The organism is Metabacillus sp. 113a, from assembly GCF_050107635.1.
GTDB lineage: Bacteria > Bacillota > Bacilli > Bacillales > Bacillaceae > Metabacillus_B.
The window spans coordinates 681,217-699,606 of the sequence record NZ_JBNILJ010000001.1 but is presented as its reverse complement, the minus strand read 5'-3'; the positions used below and the strand labels follow the sequence as shown (position 1 = coordinate 699,606).

Here is an 18,390-nt window from a genome sequence, read left to right as displayed (position 1 = left end):
AATGTCACTTTTAAACAACTACCCTTTTTTCTTATTAATCTTTGCCCGGATTACTGCATTTATGATTACTATGCCTCTCTTTTCTTATCGGACGATCCCGGCCTTTCATAAAGCGGGTTTCTCATTTTTTCTCGCTTTGATCATGTTCGAGACACTTAACCCTGCAGATATGGCCATAGACGGAACTTATTTTCTCCTGCTAATGAAAGAGGTTTTCACGGGGCTGCTGATTGGATTTATAGCGTATATGATTTATACAGCGATTATGATAGCCGGCAGTTTTATAGATTTTCAGGTTGGATTTGCCATTGCCAATATTATTGATCCGCAAACCGGGGCACAGAGCCCTTTGATCGGACAGCTGCTCAATACGCTTGCCCTGCTGCTTATGCTGAGCTTGAATGCCCATCATATGCTTCTGGACGGTATGTTTTACAGTTTCACATATATCCCAGCCGAAGCTTTTTCCTTTACGCTTACCAGTGAAGGAATTCCGGAATTTATCATCAAATCATTCTCAGCTATGTTCCTGATCGCCTTCCAAATGTCGCTGCCGCTCGTCGGATCTTTATTCATTGTGGATATTGCATTGGGGATTGTCGCCAAAACGGTACCGCAGATGAATATTTTTGTTGTAGGGCTTCCTGTTAAAATGCTGACGGCTTTTGTATTGATGATCATTGTAATGAGTGCACTGTTCTTTGCAATGGAGGGCTTATTTGACATGATGGCAGAGACGATCAGAGACCTGATGCAGGGAATGGGAGGAGACGGCAGGAATGAAGCAGCTTAAACTGAACATTCAATACTTTTCAGGAGAAAAAACAGAAAAAGCCACCCCTAAAAAAAGGCAGGATTCCAGGAAAAAAGGACAGGTCGCAAAAAGCGCAGATGTTAACATGGCCGTAAATCTGCTTGCTGTATTTTTTGCTTTACTGGTCACAGGCGCCTTCTACAGGGACCGGCTCATCGCGTTTGTCCGCCAGAGCATTACAGAATATATGATGCTTGAAGTGACAGAAGAAAGCATTAAAGCATTAATGACCTCGGTTACCCTTGAAGCAGCCTATCTTCTTGCTCCGGTCATGGCCGCCGCCCTTGCCGCCGGAATTTTCAGCAACTACCTTCAGGTCGGATTTATGTTCTCAACTGAAAGCATTCAGCCTAAGCTTGAGAAAATCGACCCGATCAAGGGCTTTAAGCGGATCTATTCTATACGCGCACTGGTGGAGTTTCTAAAATCCATTCTGAAAATCCTGTTTACAGGAGGGGTTACTGCGGCGGTGATCTGGTTTCAGCTCGGCGATATTTTAAGACTCCCGTACTTAACGGTCGAGCAGTCTCTCCAGTTTTTAGGGGGGCTTACCGTTCAAATGGGCTTAGCGGCAGGAGCTGCTCTTTTATTCCTATCGCTGCTGGATTATCTGTATCAAAAATACGATTTTGAAAAAAATATCCGGATGTCTAAACAGGATGTAAAAGATGAATACAAGAAATCTGAAGGTGATCCGCTTATTAAATCTAAAATCAAACAGCGGCAGCGGGAAATGGCAATGCGGAGAATGATGCAGGATGTCCCGGATGCGGATGTCATTATTACAAATCCGACCCACTTTGCTGTGGCCCTGAAATATGATGAGTCAAAAATGGATGCCCCTTATGTTATCGCCAAGGGAGCAGATCTCGTTGCCCTTAAAATTAAAGAAATTGCAAAAGAACATGACATTGCAGCGATTGAAAATAAACCGCTTGCAAGATCCTTGTTTGCGCAGGTTGAGATTGGCCAGGCTGTGCCGGAAGAATTTTTTAAAGCAATTGCTGAAATTCTTGCGTATATCTACCGCCTGAAACACAAGGTGTAGCTTAAGATTGAAAGCGAGGAAGGAACATGTCAACAAGAGATTTAACTGTATTATCAAGTGTTGTGCTCATCGTCGCCATGCTGATCATTCCATTCCCAACATGGCTTTTGAGCCTTCTGATTATTTGCAATATCGCTCTCGCCCTGCTGGTGCTTCTTACATCGATGAACATGCACGAGCCGCTTGAATTTTCCATCTTTCCTTCTTTGCTTTTGCTCTTAACGCTCTTTCGGCTTGGACTGAATGTTTCTACGACAAGAGCGATTCTTTCCAACGGAGAAGGCGGAAAGGTGGTTGAAACCTTTGGAACCTTTGTTGTTGGAGGTAATGTTCTTGTAGGATTTGTGGTATTTATCATCCTCGTTATTATTCAATTTGTTGTTATTACGAAAGGTTCAGAGAGGGTATCTGAAGTTGCTGCGCGCTTTACGCTCGACGCGATGCCTGGTAAACAGATGAGCATAGATGCCGATCTTAATGCCGGCATGATTTCAGAACAGGAAGCAAAAATCCGCCGTGAAAAAGTCGGAAATGAAGCCGACTTTTATGGAGCAATGGATGGGGCGAGCAAATTCGTAAAAGGAGATGCCATTGCAGGGATCATCATTGTTATGATCAACCTGATTTTCGGGATGATTGTTGGAGTGGTGCAGCAAGGGATGCCATTCGCTGAAGCGGCAGGCCATTTTACCATGCTTTCAGTAGGGGACGGGATCGTCAGCCAGATTCCTGCTCTTCTTATTTCAACTGCGACCGGTATTGTCGTCACTAGAGCCGCATCGGAAGGCAATCTCGGTTCCGATATCAGCAAACAGCTTTTTGCCTACCCGCAAATGATGTATGTAGCGGCTGCATCTATGCTGCTGCTCGGATTATTTACTCCCATTGGTCTTCTTGTCACCGGGCCGATCGGAGGGGCTCTGGCAGTGGGAGCTTATATGATGCAGCAAAGCCAGAAGAAAGTGAAAGAGATTCCAGAGCTGGATACTGACTTGCAGCCTGATCCAGAGGAAATGAAAAGCCCGGAGAGCATCGTTCAGCTCCTGAGCATGGATCCTATTGAATTCGAGTTCGGTTATGGCTTGATTCCGCTCGCTGACAGCTCACAGGGCGGCGATCTGCTTGATCGGATTGTCATGATCAGACGGCAGCTAGCCATAGAGCTCGGGATCGTCATCCCGGTCGTCCGAATCAGGGATAATATTCAGCTTCAGCCTAATGAATACAGGCTGAAGATTAAGGGAAACGAGGCAGCAAGAGGCGATTTGCTGCTCGAGCATTACTTAGCGATGGCACCCGGAGCCGATGATGAGTCAATTGAAGGAATTGATACAATTGAGCCCTCCTTCGGTCTTCCCGCAAAATGGATCTCAGAGGGGATGAAGGATCAGGCAGAGCTTTTCGGTTACACAGTTGTGGATCCTCCATCCGTTGTTTCCACCCATATCACGGAAACGATCAAAAAGCATGCATCTGAATTGCTGGGCAGACAGGAGACGAAACAGCTTGTCGATCACTTGAAGGAAGCCTATCCGATTCTCGTAGAAGAAGTGACCCCGGCTCCGCTTTCCATCGGGGATATCCAAAAGGTTTTATCGAAACTGTTGAAGGAAAACGTCTCAGTCCGCAATCTGCCAATCATTTTTGAGACATTGGCGGATTACGGGAAAATGACTTCTGACAGTGACATCTTAACAGAGTACGTCCGCCAGTCATTGGCGAAACAAATCACGATGCAATTCTCGGGTGAAGGCCAGGTGCTGAAGGTTGTCACACTCTCAGGCAGGGTGGAAAAACTTGTGGCGGACGGGGTGCAGCAAACAGAGCATGGCAATTACTTGTCATTGGATCCATCTGTATCACAAGCCATTATCGAATCCATTGCAAAAGAAATAGAACTTTTGTCTATACAGGAACACTCTCCGGTCCTTTTATGTTCTCCAGCAGTCAGAATGTACGTAAAACAATTGCTGGAACGTTATTTCCCAGCTGTACCGGTGCTTTCCTATAATGAACTTGAGTCAAATGTTGAAGTGCAAAGCGTGGGAGTGGTGAACGTAGCATGAGAGTGAAAAAATACACTGCAGTCAATATGCAGGAAGCTATGAAAAAAGTGAAAGATGACTTAGGAAATGATGCGGTTATCCTCAATTCGAAGGCGACTATGACAGGCGGGTTTTTCGGTCTTTTTTCAAAAAAACAAATTGAAGTGCTTGCTGCAGCGGATCCCGATCCTTCAGGGGGCATGAAGCCGGTGCAGGAAGAATGGAAAGAGCCGGAACGGAAAGAGCCCGCACGGATTTATGCAGATTCGGCGGATAACCTGTATCTGAATGAACTGGAAAGCTTAAAATCAGAATACCGGCAGCTTGCTTCCAGCCGGACTTCCTACACCCTTCCCCAGCCAATTGAAACAGTCCGCCAAACGTTAGTGGGCCAGGAAGCCGGACCGGAGCAAATTGACTCCATTGTTCAAAGACTCCTTGCAGGCTGGTATAAACAAGATCAGCCTGGAACGGAGGGATCCAGCTTAATCAACGCAAAACGTCTTTTAATGGAAGATTTGGAAACGATCCCGTTTTCCGGACTTGATCATGCAAACCGCTGCATTGCCATTGCCGGCCAGACTGGTGTGGGGAAAACGACGACGATTGCCAAACTCGCTGCAGATTTTGTGATCCATAAAAAGAAATCCGTTGCATTTATAACAACTGACACTTACCGGATATCTGCAATAGACCAGCTAAAAACGTACGCTAAGATTCTGGATGTTCCAATAGAGGTATGCTACAGCGAAGAAGATTTTGAACAGGCTAAACAGAAATTCTCCCATATTGATCATATTTTTATAGATACCGCTGGCAGAAATTATAAAAACGGAGAATACATTCAGGAGTTAACCTCTCTATTGAAATTTGGACAGGATATCGACTTGTATTTAACACTGTCCGCAGCTTCCAAAAAAAAGGACATGCTGGCCATCATTAAACGGTTTGAAGCTCTGCCGGTTAAGCAGTTTATTTTTACTAAGCTGGATGAAACAGATACGTTCGGAGCAATTTATGAAGCTGTAATCACTGCACAAATAGGGATCGCTTGCTTTACAGCGGGCCAGAATGTCCCGGATGATGTAATGCCTGCCTCTGCTGAAGCACTTGTTGGAATGCTGATGGGGGAAACGAAGTGATGGATCAGGCCCAGGTGTTAAGGCAGATGCTCGCCCATTCTAATAAAGATTCTGACAGCCGTGCCGTTACGATTGGAATTGCCAGCGGTAAAGGCGGGACCGGAAAAACAAGCTTTACCGTTAACTTTTCGCTTGAGCTCGTCAGGTCTGGGAAAAAGGTTCTATTATTTGATCTCGATATCGGAATGGGAAATGTGGATATCCTGCTCGGGGAAACAGCGGAATATTCCATATATGATTATTGGGTCAAAAGCATCCCGATGAGCAAGGTAATCGAAAGAAGTCCTGCGGGAATTGATTATATAGGCGGAGGAAGATCCTTCAAAGATTTTTTTCAGCTTAAAGGAAGGGAACTGGAAACCTTTCTCGCAGAGCTTGACCGGCTCACAAAGGAATATGACTTCATCTTTTTTGATATGGGTGCTGGAATGACTATGGAGAGCCTGCAGTTCCTTCTGGCGGCTGATGAGATTTTTTTGATCGTGACTCCGGAACCTACCTCTCTAATGGATGCTTACTCTGCGGCTAAGCACATTTTGTTAAGGAAGTCTGAAGCACGTCTCTCAATAATGATCAACAAAGCGCGAACAAGAAAAGACGGGCAGTTCGCTTATGAAAGGATATCCTCGGTAATCAGTAAATTTTTGTCCTCTGCCCCCGGTCTGCTTGGAATTCTTCCCGACGATCCGGCAGTTATGGAAGCAGTTCTGAAAAGGAAACCGGTTACGAGGCTGTATCCTAAGTCGAAGTATTCCCAGGGAATGAATCAAGCCGTATCCTCCTTTCTTAAACAAGAATCTGATAATCAGCCAACTGGCAGTTCTGATACATTCATGAGCCGCTTAAAAACACTATTTAAAAACACAGCTGGAAAAGGTGGATGATATGAAGGTTCTTATCGTTGATGATTCTGCATTTATGAGAAAGATGATCACGGACTTCCTCAGCGGATATGAGGGAATCGAAGTGGTCGGAACAGCGAAAAACGGAAAAGAAGCTTTGATTCAAATTGAGAAACATCGCCCTGATGCAGTCACGATGGATGTGGAAATGCCCGTGATGGACGGGATATCCGCTTTAAAGGAGATTATGGATAAATTTTCAATTCCGGTCATCATGCTTTCTTCTACCACTCAGACCGGGGCAGAATCTACTATAAAAGCACTGGAAGCGGGAGCGGTGGATTTTGTAGCCAAACCATCGGGCTCTATTTCATTGGATTTGCACAAGATCAGGGATGAATTAAGAGAAAAAATTCTGAATGCGAAAAATGTAAAAAATATTATGCCGTTAGTCCCTGAAAAAGAGAAAGAAAGCTCCCATAATCTTCATAAATATAGTAAAATATCCACAGTAAGAGAAAAATATCCTAGATTAGACATCATAATTCGACAAAAACAACCGATTATCTGCATTGGCACTTCGACCGGCGGACCCAGGGCGCTTCAGCGTGTTCTTCCGTTCCTGCCGGCAGCCATAAAGGCTCCGATCTTTATTGTGCAGCATATGCCAAAAGGGTTTACCGCCTCTCTTGCGGACAGATTGGATAAATTAAGCCAGATCCGGGTTATGGAAGCCCGTCATGGCAGCAAAGCAGAAGCAGGAACAGCTTACATTGCCCCGGGGGGCTTTCACCTCACAGTGGTCCAGCAAGGCAGTGAACTGTATATGAGCGTAAAAGATACACCTGTCAGAAATGGGCATCGTCCTTCCGTTGATGTTTTATTCGAATCAATCAGTCTGTTAAGCAATTGCAGCAATGTTGCGGTCATCATGACCGGGATGGGGACTGACGGCACAAAAGGGCTGTCACGGATGAAGGAGCAGGGAAATACGGTCTCTATAGCAGAAGGGGAACAGTCCTCAGTTGTTTTCGGAATGCCGAAAAGTGCAATAGCTGCAAATGTAATCGATTCAGTTGACCATGTAGATCATATAGCAGAAAAAATCATGCAATATATTCAATCGTAAGGGGCGAATCCAGATGGAAATGAGTCAATATTTGGAAATATTTATTGAAGAAAGCAAGGAACATTTGCAAGCGTGCAATGAAAAGCTTTTAGAACTTGAAAAAAGCCCCGGGGATTTGTCGATTGTCAATGATATTTTCAGATCCGCTCATACGCTGAAGGGCATGAGCGCCACGATGGGGTATGAAGATCTCGCCAATCTGACTCATCAGATGGAAAATGTTCTCGATGCGATAAGGAATGGAAAAAACTCAGTGACTCCGGAACTTTTGGATACTGTTTTCGCTGCTGTGGACCATTTGGAAGAAATGGTATTTTCCATTGCAGAAGGCGGGGATGGCAAAAAAGATGTAGCCCTTGTGGTCAGCAGGCTAAAAGCCATTGAGGACGGAAAAACGCCTGAAATGCCTGAAGAGCATGAGAAAACGGCTGCATCAGTCAGCAGCCTTGGTCCTTACGATGACTTCCAGCAGACCATTATTCAGCAATCAAAAGAACAAGGCTACAATGCCTTTGAATTATCAGTCGAGCTGCGAACTGGCTGTTTGCTGAAGGCAGTCAGAGCATTTATGGTCTTTGAAATCCTGGACCAGGCCGGCGAAATCGTGAAAAGCGTCCCATCTGTTGATCAGCTGGAGGAGGAGAAGTTTGATCACTCTTTCTCTGTTGCCCTATTAACACAGCTGAGCAAAGAAGAAATCGAAAACAGAATTTTAAAAGTTTCTGAGATTGAGAAAGTGGAAGCGACAGAGCTTTCCCTCGGGAATATGGCTGCCAGCAAAGAAATAAATGAGGCAGCGGCTCAAACGTCAACTGCACTAGCGGCTGCAGATCCTGTACCTCCCGCAGCTGAGGCCTCGCCAAAAACAAAGCCCGGCTCAAAAACCATCCGGGTGAATATCGACCGCCTGGACATTCTGATGAATTTATTTGAAGAATTGGTAATTGACCGGGGCAGGCTCGAAACCATCTCTAAAAGCCTTAAGAATCCTGAACTGCAGGAAACAGTAGAAAGAATGACCAGGATCTCAGGAGATTTGCAAAGCATTATTTTAAATATGAGAATGGTTCCGATTGAGACGGTCTTTAACCGTTTCCCGAGAATGGTAAGGCAGCTTGCCAAGGATTTGAATAAGAAAATTGACCTGCACATTTCCGGTGCTGAAACAGAGCTGGATCGAACGGTAATAGATGAAATAGGAGATCCGCTTGTCCATTTAATACGAAATTCGATGGACCATGGAATTGAATCTCCTGAATCCAGAACCGCAAAAGGAAAAGCTGAAACAGGTCAAGTTGAACTGAAGGCTTACCATAGCGGGAATCACGTTTTTATCGAAGTATCGGATGACGGAGCAGGCATTAACAGGGAAAGAGTCCTTAAAAGAGCGATTGAACGGAGCATTGTTACGGAGCAGGAGTCTTCAGAATTAACAGAACGCCAGATTAATGAATTGATTTTTGCTCCGGGATTTTCTACTGCTGAACAAATTTCCGATATTTCCGGCAGGGGTGTCGGACTGGATGTTGTTAAAAGCGCCATAGAATCACTTGGGGGAGCTGTAACGGTAGATTCCGAGGAAGGAAAAGGATCTGTGTTCTCTGTCCAGCTTCCTCTAACACTGAGCATTATTTCTGTCCTGTTAGTAGATCTTCAAAAAGAGAAATATGCCATTCCGATTTCTTCCATTATTGAAACAGCTGTTATCCGAAAAGAAGACATTATGCACGCCCATAATCAGAAGGTAGTCGATTTCAGAGGGAAAATTGTACCGCTCGTATTTTTAGAGCAAATCTTCTCTGTGCCTCATTCCGAGGAACCTGAGGCGGAATACTTATCAATGGTTGTGGTAAAAAAAGGCGACCGGTTTGCAGGCCTGGTCGTGGATTCATTCATTGGACAGCTTGAAGTCGTATTGAAGCCCTTAGGCAGCTATTTAAATGAAGTGTTTGCTATTTCGGGTGCCACGATTTTAGGAGACGGTGAAGTGGCTTTAATTGTAGACTGCAACGCACTGATAAAGTAAGAGGAGGCTTGAGCATGCAGAATAGTCAATCAGAGACGAAAATTATCATCTTCCGCCTTGGTGAAGAGGAATTCGGCATTCCGGTAAATCAGGTAAAATCGATCGAAAAGATTCAATCCATTACAAGGGTTCCGGGTACAGATCCTTATATTAAAGGGGTAATCAATCTGCGGGGAGTCGTAACACCAGTCATTGATCTGCGGAAGCGGTTTGAGCTCTCCGATGCAGAATACACAGAGCATTCCAGAATGATCGTAGTGGCGGTGCATGGCATAGAAGCGGGTTTGGCTGCGGATGCTGCGAATGACGTTACAGACATATCTTTTGAACAAATCGAGCCTTCCCCTGAGGTGGCGGGGATGATCAAGACCGACTATATCAGCGGAGTGGTAAAGCTTGGCAAGCGGCTGATCATTATGCTTGATCTGGCGGAGGTTCTCGAAGCATCCCCGGCTGCAGCAGCCGATGGAGTAAAGTAAGGATGCTGACACAGAATCAAGTCGATGCATTAAGACAAATGACGAATATGGGGGCGGCAAATGCGGCTGCATCGCTGTCCCGAATGCTTGGCAGAAGGATGGAAATGGATGTGCCGGACGTTCAGGCTGTCTCTTTTACAGAGCTGGCAGAAGCACTGGGCGGGGCTGACAAAGAGGTCGCTTGCATTTTTCTGAGGATAGCCGGTGAAATTTCAGGCTCCATGTATTTTATTATGGAAGTGGGTCCGGCAGAAAAGTTTGTAAGAGAGCTTACAGGGATCGGCTCCCTCCAATTAAGCAAGCCGCCTTATGATGAATACGGTGTATCGGCTGTCAAAGAACTCGGCAACATCCTGATCGGATCCTATTTAACTTCATTGTCTGACTTTACCGGGCTTGCCTTTATTCCTGAAGTGCCGCAATTATCGGTGGATATGTTTGGTGCTGTAATCTCTGAAGGCCTGATTGAACTTTCAAAAGCATCAGACTTCGCCGTGCTCTTGCGCACCGTTATCCGGGATAGAGGAGATGTGGGGAACCGAACGCTTGAAGGGCACCTGTTCCTTCTGCCGGATTATGAATCGATCGGCCATTATTATAAGGCGCTTGGAGTCAGCAATGCTTGAAACTCCTGAAATAATTAAAGTCGGGATAGCGGATCTTCATACAGCGTCCTCACCGAGCAGGCTTCGCACCTCAGGTCTTGGCTCATGCGTAGGACTGGTGCTGTATGATAAAGACTTAATGACTGCAGGAATGGCGCATATTATGCTGCCGACATCGACTCTTGCAAAACAATGTGATTTCAACCGCTATAAATATGCTGATACAGCGTTTTTGGATTTGATCCGGAGCCTCGAGGCAATGGGGTCGCCAATTAGAAGGTTAAAAGCAAAAATGGCTGGCGGTGCTCAAATGTTCTCGTTTAAATCCGAAAACGAATTAATGAGGATTGGGCCGCGGAATGTTGAGGCAGTAAAAGCTCTTCTGCATCGCTATTCAGTGCCTCTTATCTCTTCAGATACAGGTGGATCAAGCGGAAGAACGATTGAATTTGATCCTGGTACGGCTCAGCTGGCCATTCGCACAGTGAATCTCGGAACATCCATAATATAGCCTTACAAAATAGGCAGCAGGCACTAGGGGGAAAGGCAATGACTCAAATGACAGGCAAAGAGGAACAGCAGATATGGAACCGATGGGTTACTGAGAGGGATCCTGCAGCCGGAGATGACCTGATTAGAAGGTACAGGCCGCTCGTGACATTCCATGTCCAGAGAATATCCGTAGGCCTTCCGAAAACTGTGAGCAGAGACGATTTAATGAGCCTTGGCTTGTACGGACTGTATGACGCGCTTGAAAAATTTGATCCGGGCAGAGATCTTAAATTTGATACGTACGCATCCTTCAGAATTAGGGGAGCGATCATTGATGGCCTGAGAAAAGAAGACTGGCTCCCGAGGAGTTCACGGGAAAAAGCGAAGCGGGTCGAGTCGATGATTGAAAAACTGGAGCAAAAATACTTGAGAAATGTAACACCGGGTGAGATTGCCAACGAGATGGGAATTTCAGAGGATGAAGTTCTTGCGGCAGTCAATGAAGGTTTTTTTGCTAACGTGCTCTCCATTGACGAACACTCTGCAGATCACGATGACGGGGATTTTACAGGTATGGTAATAAAGGATGAAAGAACCGAGACCCCTGAAGAAAAAGTTCTTAAACAGGAATTGATCGGACAGCTTTCAGAAGTCATCACCGAATTATCTGAAAAAGAACAGATCGTTGTCTCGCTGTTTTATAAGGAAGAATTAACATTGACCGAAATTGGTCAAGTGATGGATTTGTCTACATCAAGAATCTCTCAGATCCACTCTAAAGCGCTCTTTAAGCTCAGAAGAATCATGGAGAAATTCTTAAATTAAAACCCGGGGGCGAAACTGGCATAGGGCGGACAAGCCTGCCGGAAACGCCTTTTTTAGTTTTTGGCTTCAGAAGCCTGCAGGGCGCAGCTTGCTTTTTCTGAAGGCAGCTGGCCGGACAGCAGAAGGGAGGATTACCCATGAACACATTTTTCATCATTACGAGCGTACTCCTGCACATCGTTTCCTTATATTTAATTTTATTGCTTTTCACCAAGTTGGCCTCCCATACCGATACAAAAAAAGAGCAGCAGTCGATTCTTGAAGATACCGAACAGCTGCTTGCCGCCTTCATGCTCGAACAAAGGGAAGAGCATGACCGCTTAATGAGAGCGCTGGAGCATGCTGCAGGACCAGAGCAGGAAACCGAATCCGAGTCCGCGAACAGGATTGAAAACCGCAAAATTGGAAACACCCATATTGAAGAGGAACCAGAAATGGCCGAACAGCTGCCGGATCATCTTCTCCATGCTGAGGAAATGGAAGATTCTGTAGAGTGGAGCCATTCCGATCCGGTCCCTGAAGAAGCAGTCAGGCTTTATGAAGAAGGCCGCTCCATCGAGGAAATCGCCAGGAAGACGGGCAAAGGAAAAACAGAAATTGAGCTTCTATTAAAATTCCGTCGAAAATAGAGAGATAAACCTTGATTACGCTGTTTGACTGTGGTATATTTTTTCTTGGTGTTAATACACACGCTTACAGATCCGGGCATTGGTGCTGTTCAGTCAGTTATGCTAGGAAATGATGTAAAGCGGAGGAGAAAAACCATTAGGAGGAAAATTAACATGTCAGTAATTTCAATGAAGCAATTGCTTGAAGCTGGTGTTCACTTCGGTCACCAAACACGCCGCTGGAACCCAAAAATGAAACGTTACATCTTCACAGAGCGTAACGGCATCTACATCATCGACCTTCAAAAGACAGTTAAAAAGGTTGAAGAAGCATACAACGTAACAAAAGAATTGGCTGCTAACGGCGGTAAAATTCTTTTCGTTGGTACAAAGAAACAAGCTCAGGATTCTGTAAAAGAAGAAGCTCAACGTTCAGGCATGTACTACGTAAACCAACGCTGGCTGGGTGGAACGCTAACAAACTTCGAAACAATCCAAAAGCGTATTAAGCGTCTAAAAGACATTGAAAAAATGCAGGAAGACGGAACTTTCGAAGTTCTGCCTAAAAAAGAAGTTGTTCAGCTTAAAAAAGAGCTTGAGCGCCTTGAAAAATTCCTGGGCGGAATTAAAGATATGAAATCCCTTCCGGATGCTCTGTTCATCATCGATCCACGCAAAGAGCGCATCGCTGTTGCAGAAGCACACAAATTGAACATTCCGATCATTGGCATCGTTGACACGAACTGCGATCCGGACGAGATTGACCACGTGATCCCTGCAAATGATGACGCAATCCGTGCGGTTAAACTTCTTACAGGCAAAATGGCTGATGCGATCCTTGAAGCGAAACAAGGCAACGAAGGCGAAGAAGCTGCTGAAGAAGAAACAACTACTGCTTAATGAGCAAACCAAAAGGTGATAAGAGGGTCAGGCCTTTTATCGCCTTTTTTTAAAAAGAAATGAATTGCCTTACATAACTTTAAATTCTAAGGAGGAATTCCCCATGGCAGTTACTGCTCAAATGGTTAAGGAACTTCGTGAAAAAACTGGCGCAGGCATGATGGATTGCAAAAAAGCGCTGACAGAAACGAACGGTGATTTGGACAAAGCGATTGATTACCTTCGTGAAAAAGGCATTGCGAAAGCTGCAAAAAAATCTGACCGCATCGCGGCAGAAGGTCTTGCTGCTGTTAAAACAGAAGGTAATGAAGCTGTTATTCTTGAAGTAAACTCTGAAACTGACTTTGTTGCGAAAAACGAAGGCTTTAAAACACTTATCAGCGAGCTTGCGTCACACCTTCTGACGGCTAAACCAGCTACTCTTGAAGAAGCTCTTGTTTCCAAAATGGACAACGGTTCATCTGTAGAAGAGCGCATTCACTCTGCAGTAGCGACAATCGGTGAAAGAATTTCTCTTCGCCGCTTTGAAATTGTCACAAAAACAGACAGCGATGCTTTCGGAGCATACCTTCACATGGGCGGCCGTATTGCGGTTCTGACTGTTCTTGAAGGAACAACTGACGAGAGCGCTGCAAAGGATATCGCCATGCACGTTGCAGCTGTAAACCCTAAATACATCAGCCGTGACCAGGTTTCCCAGGAAGAAGCGGATCACGAGCGCGAAGTATTGACTCAGCAGGCTCTAAACGAAGGAAAACCTGAAAACATCGTTGCAAAAATGGTCGAAGGCCGTCTTGGGAAATATTTCGAAGACATTTGCCTTCTGGATCAAAGCTTCGTTAAAAATCCAGATCAGAAAGTTAAGCAATTTGCCGCTTCACACAACGCAGAAGTGAAAACTTTCATCCGTTTTGAAGTAGGGGAAGGCATCGAGAAGCGCCAGGATAACTTTGCGGAAGAGGTTATGAACCAGGTACGCAAGTAATTCGAAGTTCTACTAATCTGAACAAGCATTGAAAATGGGAACACAACCGTGTTCCCGTTTTTTCAAGACAGGACCTCTTTGTCCGCGAGCACCGAAATCAGGGCTTCCCGTACAATACAGCATCTTGTCTTATTTAATGGAATTTTAATGAAAAGATTTGGAGGCTATTATGATTAATCCAAAATATAAACGCATTGTCTTAAAGTTAAGCGGAGAAGCTTTAGCAGGCCCTCAAGGGTTCGGCATCAATCCGAGCGTCATTAAATCCATCGCCCAGCAGGTGAAGGAAATAGCAGAGATGGATGTGGAGGTTGCTGTAGTTGTCGGCGGTGGAAACATATGGCGCGGCAAAGTTGGCAGCGAAATGGGCATGGACCGCGCGACAGCGGATTATATGGGAATGCTTGCAACAGTTATGAATTCACTTGCTCTGCAGGACAGCCTTGAAAATCATGGCATTCAGACAAGAGTGCAAACCTCCATTGAAATGAGACAGGTAGCAGAACCTTACATCAGAAGAAAAGCAATCCGCCACCTCGAGAAAAAACGTGTGGTTATATTTGCTGCCGGTACAGGTAACCCATACTTTTCAACAGACACGACCGCTGCGCTCCGTGCTGCTGAAATAGAAGCGGATGTAATCCTGATGGCTAAAAACAATGTGGATGGTGTTTACAACGCAGATCCGCTAAAAGACGCAAACGCAGTAAAATACGAAGAATTATCTTATTTGGATGTTCTTAAAGACGGACTTGCCGTTATGGACTCTACAGCTTCCTCTTTATGCATGGACAATGACATCGCATTGATCGTTTTCTCGATCATGGAAGAGGGAAACATTAAAAGAGCAGTTCTAGGTGAAAATATCGGAACCATCGTGAGGGGGAAATAAAATGGCAAACCAGCATATTAACCAGGCAAAAGACAGAATGGAAAAAGCCGTTTCAGCTTTTCAGCGTGAGCTTGCTACCGTCCGTGCAGGCCGCGCAAGCGCTTCGCTTCTTGACAAAGTAACAGTGGATTATTACGGAGCTCCGACACCGGTCAATCAGCTCGCCTCCATCAGTGTCCCGGAAGCGCGCATGCTCATCATTACTCCTTATGATAAGTCCGCATTGGGAGACATTGAAAAAGCCATTCAAAAAGCAGATCTTGGTTTGAATCCGACTAACGACGGAACAATTGTACGTATTGCCATTCCGGCTCTTACGGAAGAAAGACGCCGTGAGCTTGGCAAACTGGTTAAAAAGTATGCGGAGGAAGCGAAAGTTGGAATCCGCAATATCCGCCGTGATGCTAATGATGATTTGAAAAAAGCAGAGAAAAACGGTGACATGACAGAAGATGAATTGCGCGGCCTTTCTGATGAAGTTCAAAAGCTGACAGACAGCTATATCAGCAAGCTGGAGCAGATTGCGAAAGACAAAGATAAAGAAATCATGGAAGTTTAACGTTTTTCTATGTAAAATAGAAGTGTGCAAAAGACCCTCTAACGTTTACAGGGGGTTTTTTTGTTAATACTGTTAACACAGCTAGGGGTCATAGCGCATCATTAGCTGCAGGGTGATGGAGGAATCACATGCTTAATTTTTTCAGAAAGGGCAGAAGGCCAGTATCACCTTCAGCCACTCATACATACACAAAAGAGGATTTAAGGGACGGACCCATTCCTCCTCATATTGCCATTATAATGGATGGAAACGGAAGATGGGCGAAGAATAGGGCATTGCCGAGAATGGCAGGCCATCATGAGGGAATGAAAGTAGTAAGGAAAATAACGAAGCTCGCAAGTGGCTTAGGGGTAAGTGCTTTGACGCTTTATGCGTTTTCAACAGAAAACTGGAAAAGGCCAAAAATAGAAGTAGATTACTTGATGAAGCTCCCTGAAGAATTTTTGACAACCTTTTTGCCGGAGCTGATTGAAGAAAATGTCCGGGTTAAGATTATGGGAGAAACAGAAAGACTCCCTGCTCACACACTGCGGGCAGTTGAAAAAGCCATACGGGAAACCTCTCATAATACAGGATTAACCCTGAATTTTGCTTTGAATTACGGAAGCCGGACAGAGATTGTAAAAGGCATTCAAAATCTTGTGGAGGATTCCAAAAAAGGCCTCGTGCGCACCGAGGATATCAATGAAGAGCTTTTCTCCGGCTATCTCATGTCAGAGTTTCTTCCGGACCCGGATTTGCTGATTCGCACGAGCGGGGAAATCCGGCTGAGCAACTTTATGCTATGGCAGCTGGCTTATACAGAATTTTGGTTTACAGAAGTTCTCTGGCCTGACTTCAAAGAAGCGGATTTTATAAAAGCAATCGCTGAATATCAGCAAAGGGGCCGCAGATTTGGCGGAGTATAGAAGGTGATGACAAATGATACAGCGAATAATTACAGCAGTACTGGCACTTGCGTTATTTCTGCCCTTTGTTATTCTCGGAGGAATCCCGTTTAGCTTTGCCATTTACGTATTGAGTACCATCAGTCTTTACGAGCTGCTAAAAATGAAAAATATCAGGCTTGCAAGCATACCCGGACTGGTAAGTGTTTTGCTTTTATGGGTATTGCTGATCCCGGCAAGCCATATAATTGTATTGGGACGCATTGATATTTCCAAATTAGAGGTTGCCTTGCTCGGAGTCCTGCTCTTTTTAACGTACACAGTAATTACTAAAAACCGCTTCTCCTTTGATGATGTAGGTTTCTCACTTTTATCTGTCATGTACATTGGCATCGGTTTTTACTATTTTATTGAAACGAGAGCATTAGGTCTGGAATTTATTGTGTTTGCCCTGCTGGTCATATGGGCCACTGATTCGGGTGCTTATTTTATCGGGAAGGCGATTGGCAAGCACAAGCTATGGCCGGAAATCAGTCCGAATAAAACAATTGAAGGCTTTTTCGGAGGGATTCTTTGCGCGCTGATCATCTCGATCCTGTTTGAGGCGGTTATGCCAATCGTAGATTCCTATGTGATTATAGCGCTTATAACCGTGTTTTTGTCTGTTTTTGGACAAGTGGGAGACTTGGTTGAATCTGCATTAAAAAGGCATTACCACGTCAAGGACTCCGGTCAGATTCTGCCTGGTCATGGCGGTATTCTGGACCGGTTTGACAGCCTTTTATTTGTATTGCCTCTCCTTCATTTCATGCTTGTCCTATTTTAACAAGGGCAGGCTCGATGGAATGCTGCGTGGATGGAAGCAGCAGGCTCTGCCGGAGACTGATAGCGCAGCTCAGGCAAGCGCCTGTTTATAGATAAGAAAAGCTTTTTGGGAGAGTGAAATCCATGAAAAGAATCAGCTTATTGGGAGCAACAGGTTCAATCGGCAGGCAAACTTTGGAGGTTATCCGGGAACACCCTGATAAATTTGAATTAACGGCTATGACATTCGGCTCCAACCTGGAAGCAGGCAGGGAAGCGGTTAAAGAGTTCAGACCTAAATTTGTCTCGGTAAAATCCAAAGACCATTACCTCCTCCTAAAAGAAGAATTCAGCGGAGAACCGATCTCTTTCTCCTTCGGCGAAGAAGGAAACATCGAGGCTGCTGTTCATTCTGAAGCGGATGTGACCGTAAATGCGCTGCTGGGAAGCATAGGTTTGATCCCCACTTTGAAAGCCATTGAATCTGGAAAAGCGGTAGCGATCGCCAATAAGGAAACACTTGTTACAGCTGGACACATTGTAATGGAGGCAGCACGGAAGCATAACTCCATTCTCCTGCCTGTTGACAGCGAGCATTCTGCCATATTCCAATGCCTGCAGGGGGAAAAGCACGATGACGTCTCCAGGCTGATCTTAACGGCATCCGGCGGGAGTTTCCGTGACAGGACAAGGGATGAACTTAAAGGGGTAACGGTTGAAGAAGCGTTAAACCATCCAAACTGGTCAATGGGAGCTAAAATCACAATCGATTCAGCTACTATGATGAATAAAGGGCTAGAAGTGATCGAGGCATTCTGGCTTTTTGGAATTCCATATGAGAGCATCGACGTTCTCCTTCATAAAGAGAGCATTATCCATTCGATGGTTGAGTTTTCAGACGGAAGTGTGAAAGCACAGCTTGGTACGCCAGATATGAAAGTCCCTATTCAGTACGCTCTTACTTATCCCGAACGGATGCCTTTAAAAAATACCGGCAGGCTGAACCTCTGGGAACAGGGCAAGCTCCATTTTTCAAAGCCTGACTTCACACGCTTCAAATGCTTACATTTTGCTTATGAATCAGGTAAAATGGGAGGGACAATGCCCACTGTACTAAATGCTGCGAATGAAGAGGCAGTTGCTCAATTTCTCGCAGGCAGGATTGAATTTTTGGATATTGAAAACCGGATTGAACGTGCATTGGAATCCCATGATATCATCCGCAATCCGGATATCCAGGCGATCCAGCATGCGGACCGGGAAGCCAGGGCTTTTGTCCGGTCCTTATTAAACTAAAGGTGGTATGCA

General features: G+C 45.1%; 19 protein-coding genes. All 19 read left to right on the top strand.

The genetic code is table 11. From position 1 onward, the window contains the following. Position 1 precedes the first annotated feature (1 nt). The 19 genes from fliR to ACQCVE_RS03535 all read left to right on the top strand — a co-directional run bounded on the left by fliR (position 2) and on the right by ACQCVE_RS03535 (position 18,378). On the top strand, positions 2 to 793 hold the full coding sequence (gene fliR, locus ACQCVE_RS03625) for a flagellar biosynthetic protein FliR (protein ID WP_426844435.1): 792 nt from the start codon (positions 2 to 4) through the stop codon (positions 791 to 793). Next, positions 780 to 1,862 carry a flagellar biosynthesis protein FlhB gene (flhB, locus tag ACQCVE_RS03620; protein WP_426844434.1) on the top strand — a complete coding sequence of 361 codons (1,083 nt, stop codon included), beginning with the start codon at positions 780 to 782 and terminating at the stop codon, positions 1,860 to 1,862. Before fliR ends, flhB begins: the two co-directional genes overlap by 14 nt. A 26-nt stretch (positions 1,863 to 1,888) precedes the next feature. After that, a complete protein-coding gene (gene flhA, locus ACQCVE_RS03615; protein ID WP_426844433.1) occupies positions 1,889 to 3,928 on the top strand; it encodes a flagellar biosynthesis protein FlhA in 2,040 nt (679 codons plus the stop codon). Next, positions 3,925 to 5,049, top strand: a complete 1,125-nt coding sequence (gene flhF / locus ACQCVE_RS03610) for a flagellar biosynthesis protein FlhF (RefSeq protein ID WP_426844432.1) — start codon at positions 3,925 to 3,927, stop codon at positions 5,047 to 5,049. The genes flhA and flhF overlap by 4 nt, the downstream gene beginning before the upstream one ends. Continuing rightward, positions 5,049 to 5,933, top strand: a complete 885-nt coding sequence (locus tag ACQCVE_RS03605; RefSeq protein ID WP_426844591.1) for a MinD/ParA family protein — start codon at positions 5,049 to 5,051, stop codon at positions 5,931 to 5,933. Before flhF ends, ACQCVE_RS03605 begins: the two co-directional genes overlap by 1 nt. Then, entirely contained in the window at positions 5,926 to 7,020 is a 1,095-nt protein-coding gene (locus ACQCVE_RS03600) for a protein-glutamate methylesterase/protein-glutamine glutaminase (protein WP_426844431.1), read from the top strand. Before ACQCVE_RS03605 ends, ACQCVE_RS03600 begins: the two co-directional genes overlap by 8 nt. Before the next feature lie 13 nt (positions 7,021 to 7,033). Continuing rightward, positions 7,034 to 9,046, top strand: coding sequence for a chemotaxis protein CheW (locus ACQCVE_RS03595; RefSeq protein WP_426844430.1), 2,013 nt, complete (start codon positions 7,034 to 7,036; stop codon positions 9,044 to 9,046). Between the two features lie 14 nt (positions 9,047 to 9,060). Further along, a complete protein-coding gene (locus ACQCVE_RS03590; protein ID WP_426844429.1) occupies positions 9,061 to 9,525 on the top strand; it encodes a chemotaxis protein CheW in 465 nt (154 codons plus the stop codon). A gap of 2 nt (positions 9,526 to 9,527) precedes the next feature. Then, a complete protein-coding gene (locus ACQCVE_RS03585; protein ID WP_426844428.1) occupies positions 9,528 to 10,151 on the top strand; it encodes a chemotaxis protein CheC in 624 nt (207 codons plus the stop codon). After that, positions 10,144 to 10,641 (top strand): chemotaxis protein CheD, encoded by a 498-nt coding sequence (locus ACQCVE_RS03580; RefSeq protein ID WP_426844427.1) that lies wholly within the window; start codon positions 10,144 to 10,146, stop codon positions 10,639 to 10,641. Before ACQCVE_RS03585 ends, ACQCVE_RS03580 begins: the two co-directional genes overlap by 8 nt. 38 nt (positions 10,642 to 10,679) lie before the next feature. Beyond that, on the top strand, positions 10,680 to 11,447 hold the full coding sequence (locus tag ACQCVE_RS03575; RefSeq protein ID WP_426844425.1) for a FliA/WhiG family RNA polymerase sigma factor: 768 nt from the start codon (positions 10,680 to 10,682) through the stop codon (positions 11,445 to 11,447). A 137-nt stretch (positions 11,448 to 11,584) separates the two neighbouring features. Then, positions 11,585 to 12,076, top strand: a complete 492-nt coding sequence (locus ACQCVE_RS03570; protein ID WP_426861643.1) for a hypothetical protein — start codon at positions 11,585 to 11,587, stop codon at positions 12,074 to 12,076. A 153-nt stretch (positions 12,077 to 12,229) separates the two neighbouring features. Next, positions 12,230 to 12,955, top strand: coding sequence for a 30S ribosomal protein S2 (gene rpsB / locus ACQCVE_RS03565; protein ID WP_035411866.1), 726 nt, complete (start codon positions 12,230 to 12,232; stop codon positions 12,953 to 12,955). A 103-nt stretch (positions 12,956 to 13,058) separates the two neighbouring features. Beyond that, positions 13,059 to 13,940, top strand: a complete 882-nt coding sequence (gene tsf / locus ACQCVE_RS03560) for a translation elongation factor Ts (RefSeq protein ID WP_426844423.1) — start codon at positions 13,059 to 13,061, stop codon at positions 13,938 to 13,940. A gap of 169 nt (positions 13,941 to 14,109) precedes the next feature. After that, a complete protein-coding gene (gene pyrH / locus ACQCVE_RS03555) occupies positions 14,110 to 14,832 on the top strand; it encodes a UMP kinase (RefSeq protein WP_426844422.1) in 723 nt (240 codons plus the stop codon). Position 14,833: 1 nt separating this feature from the next. After that, a complete protein-coding gene (frr, locus tag ACQCVE_RS03550; RefSeq protein WP_426844421.1) occupies positions 14,834 to 15,391 on the top strand; it encodes a ribosome recycling factor in 558 nt (185 codons plus the stop codon). Between the two features lie 128 nt (positions 15,392 to 15,519). Continuing rightward, positions 15,520 to 16,299, top strand: a complete 780-nt coding sequence (locus ACQCVE_RS03545) for an isoprenyl transferase (protein ID WP_426844420.1) — start codon at positions 15,520 to 15,522, stop codon at positions 16,297 to 16,299. Positions 16,300 to 16,312: 13 nt separating this feature from the next. Then, positions 16,313 to 17,104, top strand: a complete 792-nt coding sequence (locus ACQCVE_RS03540) for a phosphatidate cytidylyltransferase (RefSeq protein ID WP_426844419.1) — start codon at positions 16,313 to 16,315, stop codon at positions 17,102 to 17,104. Positions 17,105 to 17,226: 122 nt separating this feature from the next. Further along, positions 17,227 to 18,378 carry a 1-deoxy-D-xylulose-5-phosphate reductoisomerase gene (locus tag ACQCVE_RS03535; protein ID WP_426861641.1) on the top strand — a complete coding sequence of 384 codons (1,152 nt, stop codon included), beginning with the start codon at positions 17,227 to 17,229 and terminating at the stop codon, positions 18,376 to 18,378. The last annotated feature ends 12 nt before the right edge of the window (positions 18,379 to 18,390 follow it).

What these genes read in the sequence shown, in the direction of transcription:
- fliR (WP_426844435.1), top strand. Translation starts at nt 2, where the DNA reads ATGTCACTTTTAAACAACTACCCTTTTTTCTTATTAATCTTTGCCCGG.
- flhB (WP_426844434.1), top strand. Translation starts at nt 780, where the DNA reads ATGAAGCAGCTTAAACTGAACATTCAATACTTTTCAGGAGAAAAAACA.
- flhA (WP_426844433.1), top strand. Translation starts at nt 1,889, where the DNA reads ATGTCAACAAGAGATTTAACTGTATTATCAAGTGTTGTGCTCATCGTC.
- flhF (WP_426844432.1), top strand. Translation starts at nt 3,925, where the DNA reads ATGAGAGTGAAAAAATACACTGCAGTCAATATGCAGGAAGCTATGAAA.
- ACQCVE_RS03605 (WP_426844591.1), top strand. Translation starts at nt 5,049, where the DNA reads ATGGATCAGGCCCAGGTGTTAAGGCAGATGCTCGCCCATTCTAATAAA.
- ACQCVE_RS03595 (WP_426844430.1), top strand. Translation starts at nt 7,034, where the DNA reads ATGGAAATGAGTCAATATTTGGAAATATTTATTGAAGAAAGCAAGGAA.
- ACQCVE_RS03590 (WP_426844429.1), top strand. Translation starts at nt 9,061, where the DNA reads ATGCAGAATAGTCAATCAGAGACGAAAATTATCATCTTCCGCCTTGGT.
- ACQCVE_RS03585 (WP_426844428.1), top strand. Translation starts at nt 9,528, where the DNA reads ATGCTGACACAGAATCAAGTCGATGCATTAAGACAAATGACGAATATG.
- ACQCVE_RS03580 (WP_426844427.1), top strand. Translation starts at nt 10,144, where the DNA reads ATGCTTGAAACTCCTGAAATAATTAAAGTCGGGATAGCGGATCTTCAT.
- ACQCVE_RS03575 (WP_426844425.1), top strand. Translation starts at nt 10,680, where the DNA reads ATGACTCAAATGACAGGCAAAGAGGAACAGCAGATATGGAACCGATGG.
- ACQCVE_RS03570 (WP_426861643.1), top strand. Translation starts at nt 11,585, where the DNA reads ATGAACACATTTTTCATCATTACGAGCGTACTCCTGCACATCGTTTCC.
- rpsB (WP_035411866.1), top strand. Translation starts at nt 12,230, where the DNA reads ATGTCAGTAATTTCAATGAAGCAATTGCTTGAAGCTGGTGTTCACTTC.
- tsf (WP_426844423.1), top strand. Translation starts at nt 13,059, where the DNA reads ATGGCAGTTACTGCTCAAATGGTTAAGGAACTTCGTGAAAAAACTGGC.
- pyrH (WP_426844422.1), top strand. Translation starts at nt 14,110, where the DNA reads ATGATTAATCCAAAATATAAACGCATTGTCTTAAAGTTAAGCGGAGAA.
- frr (WP_426844421.1), top strand. Translation starts at nt 14,834, where the DNA reads ATGGCAAACCAGCATATTAACCAGGCAAAAGACAGAATGGAAAAAGCC.
- ACQCVE_RS03545 (WP_426844420.1), top strand. Translation starts at nt 15,520, where the DNA reads ATGCTTAATTTTTTCAGAAAGGGCAGAAGGCCAGTATCACCTTCAGCC.
- ACQCVE_RS03540 (WP_426844419.1), top strand. Translation starts at nt 16,313, where the DNA reads ATGATACAGCGAATAATTACAGCAGTACTGGCACTTGCGTTATTTCTG.
- ACQCVE_RS03535 (WP_426861641.1), top strand. Translation starts at nt 17,227, where the DNA reads ATGAAAAGAATCAGCTTATTGGGAGCAACAGGTTCAATCGGCAGGCAA.